The sequence below is a fragment of the Schnuerera sp. genome, assembly GCF_035459645.1.
Classification (GTDB): Bacteria; Bacillota; Clostridia; order Tissierellales; family Tepidimicrobiaceae; genus Schnuerera.
The window spans coordinates 1-2242 of sequence record NZ_DATHXO010000417.1; the positions used below are offsets into that span (position 1 = coordinate 1).

The window sequence follows — 2242 nt, forward strand, 5'->3', positions numbered from 1 at the left end:
AAAGATATAGAAGTAGCCTTTAAAGTATTGGAAACAGAAGATATAGTTATTTCTCCAACCTATGATGGAGGATACTATCTAATTGGAATGAAGGAACAAAATAAAGATATATTTAACATAATGTATAGTACAAGTTCAGTGTTTGAAGAGACTATAGATAAAATAAAAAGTAAGGGAAAACCTTATGGAAAAGGGAATATTCAATTAGATATAGATGATAAAGATGACTTTTTTAAGTTATATAAAATTTTAAAAGAAGATGAGAGTACTTCTTGTGAAAACACAAGAAATCTAGTTTATAAAATAATGGAAAAGTGTGATAGCAATGAATAGAATTGATATAGATAATATAAGGAGAAATAAGGATTTTACAGAGAGATTTGGTATAGATGATAGGGAAGAGTTCTCTTTATTAGGTCAGGGAGAATATAATATTAACTATATTTTTAATTCAAAAGCCTATAATAAAAAATTGGTACTAAGGATAGCAACAAATAGTCAGATGGATTTAGAAAACCAAATTAGATATGAGTATGAAGCATTAGAATTATTAAATAAGACTAATAGAACTCCTAAACCTATCTATTGTGACGACAGTAAAGAACAAATACCTTATGGGTTTTTAGTTATGGAGTTTCTTCCTGGAAGGCCTTTGAATTACAAAAAAGACTTAAAAATCGCAGCAGAGGCTTTGGCAGATATTCACAATGAGCCTATCCCCAAAGCAAATAATCTACTAAAACCAGAAAATCCAATAGAAGCTATCTATGAAGAGTGTTTGAAGATGTTTGATAAATATAGATTATCGAAGTATATGGATATGGAGATTAAAGATAGTATTGAATACCTATTAGAAAAAGGAAAGAATATAAAGACTATAGATATAGGCAATAGAACTATAATCAATACAGAGTTAAACTCAGGAAACTTTCTTATAAATGGAGAAAATAACAATAACTATATAGTAGACTGGGAGAAGCCCCTTTATGGATATCCAGCACAAGATTTGGGACATTTTTTAACACCTACAACAACATTTTGGAAAACAGATATTATTTTATCTAGAGAAGAAATCTCCTTTTTTATAAAGGAATATTGTAAAAATTCTAATCAATATAAGGATGAAAAAGAACTTTGGAATTCTGTAAAGAATTATCTATCTATGAATTGTCTAAGGGGCATAACTTGGTGTGCTATGGCTTATGTAGAGTATCAAGATCCTGACAAGCTCATATTCAATAATTATACCTATCAGAAAATTAAATCTTATTTATCTAGGAACTTTTTAAATATGATAAAGGAAGAGTATTTAAATGAATACTAAATCGGACAAGATGATTTCGATTGTTATTCCAGTATATAATGAAGCTTCCACAATAAATAAATTAATAGATAGTTTAGAACAATTTGAGGATTGTTGTGAAATTATATTTGTAGATGGTGGAAGTAGTGATGGAACCAATAGTATAATCGAAGAAAAATATGCGCTTGTATACTCTCCTAAGAAAGGCAGAGCTTTCCAAATGAACTATGGAGCCTCATTGTCAAAAGGAGATATACTTTTATTTTTACATGCAGATAGTTTTTTGCCTAGTGATGCCATTAATCAAATCCATAAAATGGTCTCTCAAGGCCATAAAGTAGGTTGTTTTAAAATAAAATTTGATAGTAGTAGTATTCTTATGAAGATATGTGGCTTTATGTCAAACTTGAGAGTTAGACTAAGAAACATAGCTTTTGGAGATCAGGGAATATTTATAAGGAGAAGTTATTTCTATGAATTGGGAGAGTTTGCAGAGATTCCTATTATGGAGGACTATCAATTGTCAATAGATATAAAAGCAGATGGTGAAAAGATTGCTTTAGCAGAAACAAAAATACAGACTTCAGAAAGACGATTTGTAAAGAATGGCAGACTTAAGACAATGGCAAGAATGCAAAAATTACAACATATGTATAGAAAAGGTGAAGACATTGAAGTAATTGCAAATCTATATAAATAGGAAGGTGAAGGGTTTGACAGTAGATTATGAAAAGTGTATTGACTGTGGAAAATGTACGAAGCATTGTTCGTTTTTAAAAAAATATAATATAAATTTGAAAGAATATGCTAATCGACCTGAACTTGCATATAATTGTTATCTTTGTGGAGAATGCAAGAGAATTTGTCCAGTGGATATAGATGGGCGCCAGTTGTCTTTAGAACTGAGAGAAAAGAAAATAGAAGAAGGTTACAATTTAT

At 29.5% G+C, this 2242-nt stretch carries 4 protein-coding genes; all 4 read left to right on the forward strand.

Going from position 1 to position 2242, the window contains the following annotated elements; all coding sequences use genetic code 11:
* The coding region (locus tag VK998_RS09865; protein WP_325227964.1) for a DUF2064 domain-containing protein at positions 1-333 on the forward strand (333 nt) is incomplete at its 5' end.
* Positions 326-1324, forward strand: coding sequence for an aminoglycoside phosphotransferase family protein (locus tag VK998_RS09870; RefSeq protein ID WP_325227965.1), 999 nt, complete (start codon positions 326-328; stop codon positions 1322-1324). The genes VK998_RS09865 and VK998_RS09870, both read left to right, overlap by 8 nt.
* A complete protein-coding gene (locus tag VK998_RS09875; protein WP_325227966.1) occupies positions 1314-2003 on the forward strand; it encodes a TIGR04283 family arsenosugar biosynthesis glycosyltransferase in 690 nt (229 codons plus the stop codon). Before VK998_RS09870 ends, VK998_RS09875 begins: the two co-directional genes overlap by 11 nt.
* Before the next feature lie 13 nt (positions 2004-2016).
* Positions 2017-2242: 4Fe-4S dicluster domain-containing protein (locus tag VK998_RS09880; RefSeq protein ID WP_325227967.1), on the forward strand; the 226-nt coding region annotated here is incomplete at its 3' end.